The sequence below is a fragment of the Leptolyngbya sp. FACHB-36 genome (genome assembly GCF_014695955.1).
Classification (GTDB): Bacteria; Cyanobacteriota; Cyanobacteriia; order Leptolyngbyales; family Leptolyngbyaceae; genus FACHB-36.
This window is the reverse complement of the sequence record NZ_JACJPG010000625.1, coordinates 1-4,687: the sequence shown is the minus strand read 5'-3', so window position 1 is coordinate 4,687 and position 4,687 is coordinate 1. Positions and strand designations below refer to the sequence as shown.

Here is a 4,687-nt window from a genome sequence, read left to right as displayed (position 1 = left end):
CCTTGAACAGCTTTGGGTGTGCAAACAGCCGATAAACAGGGCGATCTACCGCCAGCACCGTTCCCCTGCGGTCCACAATGTGACGACGCGGCACAAACGGACGCAAGAAATTGCTCTGCTGCTCGCGCGCCAGCTTTTGCAGCGCTGGAGCTTGCTTCACCTGCACATGAAAAAGATTGACTGCTAGAACCAGCATTCCTGCCATCAGCACTGCCCAGACCAGCACGAGCCGAAACCGCGATGGACCGACCGAAAGCGTCTGCGGGAACGAAGCTCTACCGACCACCGAAAGATGGCGACGCGATCGAATCGAGCGGGGAGGACTGCCCATGAGTTCAACCAGTGAGGAGGGAGGGGGGAGCGGCGAGTTAATCGCGATCAGTTAGTAACCTAGCGGCGTACTAGCGGTGGACTGGGGCTGCGGTGCTGACTGAACTGGGGGCGCAGGACGGGGCGGCGCTGGCTGCAAAAACAGCGTGTTGGCTGGAGTTCGAGGAATTAGCCCAGAGTTTGGGCGTTCGGCTTGCTGCGCCAACTGATGCTTCAGCGCTTCACTAGTCGTAGTAAGTTGCCGCTCGTTGCGCTGCATCGTTTTCAGCTTGTTGTACTCCCGACTCCAGAGTTGCTGTGTGTAGACGGTGCTGCCATACAGAACGAGTGCCGCAATCACCAGCACCACCGCGGCAATTAGTGAACTGCGCTGAACTCTGACCAGTAGTCGTAGCCACAAGGGCAGCGATCGCTGCGTAGACGGGAACCGCCGCACCTTCGTAGGCTGAGCGGACGGTGGTACAACGGCCAGCGGACGGGCCGATCGAGGTTTCTGCCGGGTAATCGGTACCCGAGTGGGCACGGCATAGAGTGTTGAGTCCGGAGAAGGGGAGGGTCGAGAACGGGCAGCCCGTCTAGGTGCAGTAGACATTTGCGTTACATCACTTCTAGGCATGACATCAGCAGGCTCAATTGCAGGCTGTTACACCAACGGGAATCGTAGGGTGCAATCTCTAAACTTAGGGTTGATTATAAACATAAACCGCTATAGGTAGTAGTCAAGTGCTTACAAAGTCTCTAGCAAGTCGAGAGAATCGGGAATTTCTGCAACAAAACATTAGATTTTTGCGGATTGCCCTCAACTCAGTCATTCGCTGTTAGGATACTAGCCGAACCGGAACGAATTAACACAGTCTGCTCTATGGCTTCTGCATCCGAGAACAAAGACCAGCAGCATCCCTTGTGGAGCAGCGATCGCCAAATCGTGGACGCGCTTCTCGCTGGACAGCCAACCGACTACAACTTGGCAGAGCTAGCACGCCTGAAGATCCGCTATCTGGGATTTCCGGGCGCAAGAGACATTCAGTCGGATTTAGACAAGGTGCTGAAGCAGTGGGACCTGACGGAAGAGGCGCTCTATGCGAAGACGCGCCAAATTCACGCTTCGACGCAGGTTTATCGAGTGCAGAGCCGCCGACAAGAGGATTGGAGTTAGAGAGTGATTAGTCGCCAGCGATCGAACCACTAAATCGCTCGAACCACTAATCACTTTACTAGTCACGTCTAGCGCAAATCCTGAAGCAGACGCACCTGCACAACTTGCCCTGGTTGAATTGTGGCGGGCTTGGGAGCCGTGAAAAAGGTGGCAGCGGCTCCGGCAGCGGCTCCACCCACGATCCCCAGTCCCGAAAAGCCTCCTACTAGTCCGCCCGCGATCGCGCCGATGCCAGAGTTACGGGCGAGCTTATCGTCTGAAACTCGTCGGTTGCCTGTAAGCTCACCGGATTGGGCGTTGAGTGGCAGATTGCGTCCTTGCACCGAAATCGCCTGAGCCACAAACCGGCTGCCCGTTGAGTTCGTTTCAAACCGTCCGACCACCTGGCTACCCTGTGGAAAGACAAGGTTGCCAATCGCGTCCCGAATCTCTGATTCCAGCAGGAGCACTTCTTGGTGGGGTGAATCAGTCCGCAGACTCAGCGAGTCCCTACCTGGATAGCGCAAATTCAGCAGCGTTCCTGCAGGCAGTACAGTTCCTGGCGCAGTTGGTTGTGAGGTTGGCAACGGCTGACCAAACTCAACGATCGAACTGGGTTGTGGCGCGGCAAACGACTGCCCTCGCTCAACAGCAGAGCCAGTTGGAGCAGGCGCACCGCTGGCTGAGGAAGGCACGCCCACAATAGGAAGGCTGGAGGCGTCTGGCTGTCGTGCAGGTGCACTGATGCTGGGCGTCACAATTAACGCACTGGGCGGCGGCGAAGACCCCACCCCCACGATCGGCGGAGCTGAGGCTGGGGATTTTGCACCGAGCGGTGGCACACTGACGCGCACGGCAGGGCTACCGGAACTGGACTGGGGTAGCGCACTTGGAAGCTCAACTGGGCTCGCCTCGATCGCAGCGGCAGGGGGCAACGGCGTGGGCACAGCAGCAGTAACGGGTTGCTGGCTTGGAGTAGGGCGGGGCGTTGCATTGGTAGCAGGTGGAGCCGCTGACGCCTGCGCGGGTGGAACGCTGGATGGAACTAGGGGCGGAACCGCGATCGTGACATCGCCGCTATTGCTGTCTGCTGGGGGAGTAGACGGAGGCAGAGGCGTTTCAGAGGAGCTGGCTGGGGCGGGCGGCGAGGGGGCAACGGGCAGGGGAGGTGGAGAAGGGAGATTCGCGTTTACCGAGGCGGGCGCGGGAGAAGGGACGATCGCGGTTGGGGCAGGAGGAGACGGATCGCGGCGGCTGATTGATGGAGTAGCCGGGGTTGGAGGGGCTGCCGCTGTGGACTGAGCAATCAACGGACGCAGCCGCCATTTGTCGCCGGACACTTGCTGAAGTTGAACCTGTCCTGGAGCCAAGCTAGTTCCCGGCGCTAGTTCCATCACGATGCGGGTCAGTCCTGGCTGAAACTGGGAGACGCGAATTTGCCGCACGGAACCCGTGTAGGTATTCTGCGCTTTAACGGCACCAACAGAGGTATTGGGCAGCTCCAAAACGATGCGGGCGGGCTGCGCCATCAGAAAGTAGCGTGGAGTTGTCCGATCGCTGACGACGACTTCGAGGTGATTTGCAGTCGGGTCAAAGCTCCAACTCGTAAGCGACGCAGCATGGACAGGCGCGATCGCAGCCGCTACAACGAGGGTGCTCGTTGCTCCGACCATCCACGGTTGCAGACATCCGAAACAGGTCAACAGGCTCGACTCATAGGTCTGGCTAGGCATTGCTTTAGGCTGAACGCAACGAGGGTAAGTTGGGAGGCGAGTTCGCGATCGTCTCCAAGTTCGCTCGATCATGCCACCAGATGTAGCGGTTGAACCAATTTTTTTGATTAATTTTGCATATTGCTCTGCAACGTTGGGCAATACTGCTACTGGCAGAGCCGGGATCTATCCAGCGCTACAGGTTTCCAGAATGCCGCAAGCTATCCGCCTTACCGTTCTACACCCAAGCCAGTAAGGGCTGCGCGAATTTGGACAACGTGTTCGGCGTAGGCGCGATCACTTAAAACGGGGCGTTGCTCATCCAGGGCGATCGATGCATTCAGGTCGATCCAGGATTTGCACCCGCCGTACTTCGGCTCATACAATAGCCGCTGCGGTTCTGGCAGTCGATAGACGCGCAGCAGCAGTACCGAAAGCGGCTGACGTGGCTTCCACTTGAGGCGCTCTGTTACAAACGCCTCGTTCCAGATGTGAAACGGTAGTAGGGCAGCGAGACGATCTCCCTCGCTCACCTCTAAAACATCCGTGATGCGTGCCCAAGCTCCAATCCGCACGTCTGCCGGATGCCAACCCGATTCCACTGCCTCCACTTGCTGAGCGTACTCTGGCTTCAGCAAATCCGGGCGCTGATGCTCATAGGTTGGGTACAGCAGAACCTCGGTGTGAGGCACCGTAAACCGTCCTGCTTCTTGAATGCCGCCTTTTCGCAGCAGCAGGCTTAGAGTGCCCTGCTCCAAGGCGGTCACGGCAACACTCCACTCTTTCAGCGCGTGCACAGTTTTCGGCAGCACGACCATTCCTCTACTTCATGAGGACCTTGGAAAGAAACTCTCCAGACACCATCACAAACGGAAACACAATTCCGGCGATTCCGAACCAGCCCGCGAACAGCCCCAGCACTGAAAACACTGACTTATTAGTGCCAGAGGAGCGCTCGTTATTAATTGCCATAAATCGGGAGCTTGAGCTTAGCAGAAACGCGCCGCCAATCCCAAGCGGAATGCTGAGGGTAAACCAGGCACCGAGACGATCGCCAAAATCAATGCCCATCATCGCCGGCAGCAATAGAAAGCTGACGAGTTCAATGACCGCCCACAGCGTCAACCCAGTGAACAGATCTTTGCGTCCCAGCTCCTCAAAAGAGAAATAGTTGGTGCGCTGGCGGGGGGGGCGAGCGGGAGGCCGTCTGGAAGGGGCAACCATTGATGATCGACGCTTGTTCACGGGGAATCTCCTGTACTGGCTTTTATCCCATAGAGCCGTAGTTCTACGGTGTCTTTCTAAGTCTACCGGGGAATCTTCAAATTTTCTCAACTCTTGACCCGGTCAAATCCTGGTATATCTCACTAGGATTGAGACAATGCGATTGTACAAAAGGAGCAACGATGAACACACACGATTTGCTGATGCTGGTGCTGCTGCTGATCCCAGGGATTCTTCTGTCAGTAGCCGTTATGGCAACGTTTGCGGCGGGCGGCTAGTGAGCCGT

General features: G+C 57.2%; 5 protein-coding genes and 1 pseudogene. 1 reads left to right on the top strand and 5 read right to left on the bottom strand.

The window, feature by feature from the left end:
• Both H6F43_RS18870 and H6F43_RS18865 read right to left on the bottom strand, forming a co-directional pair.
• Window positions 1-331 (bottom strand): annotated as a pseudogene (locus tag H6F43_RS18870) (penicillin-binding protein 2); the annotation flags it as partial.
• 51 nt (window positions 332-382) lie between these two features.
• Entirely contained in the window at window positions 383-922 is a 540-nt protein-coding gene (locus H6F43_RS18865) for a hypothetical protein (RefSeq protein ID WP_199290447.1), read from the bottom strand.
• Window positions 923-1,192: 270 nt separating this feature from the next.
• On the opposite strand from H6F43_RS18865, the gene H6F43_RS18860 reads away from it, so the two are divergent.
• Entirely contained in the window at window positions 1,193-1,486 is a 294-nt protein-coding gene (locus tag H6F43_RS18860; RefSeq protein ID WP_190344351.1) for a DUF3288 family protein, read from the top strand.
• A 68-nt stretch (window positions 1,487-1,554) separates the two neighbouring features.
• Here the strand turns inward: H6F43_RS18860 and H6F43_RS18855 are convergent, their stop codons facing one another.
• The 3 genes from H6F43_RS18855 to H6F43_RS18845 form a co-directional block, all read right to left on the bottom strand.
• Window positions 1,555-3,198 carry an AMIN domain-containing protein gene (locus H6F43_RS18855; protein ID WP_190344349.1) on the bottom strand — a complete coding sequence of 548 codons (1,644 nt, stop codon included), beginning with the start codon at window positions 3,196-3,198 and terminating at the stop codon, window positions 1,555-1,557.
• Between the two features lie 209 nt (window positions 3,199-3,407).
• Window positions 3,408-3,995 (bottom strand): DUF1802 family protein, encoded by a 588-nt coding sequence (locus H6F43_RS18850; RefSeq protein WP_190344347.1) that lies wholly within the window; start codon window positions 3,993-3,995, stop codon window positions 3,408-3,410.
• A 4-nt stretch (window positions 3,996-3,999) separates the two neighbouring features.
• Entirely contained in the window at window positions 4,000-4,422 is a 423-nt protein-coding gene (locus tag H6F43_RS18845) for a hypothetical protein (RefSeq protein WP_190344345.1), read from the bottom strand.
• Window positions 4,423-4,687: the final 265 nt, after the last annotated feature.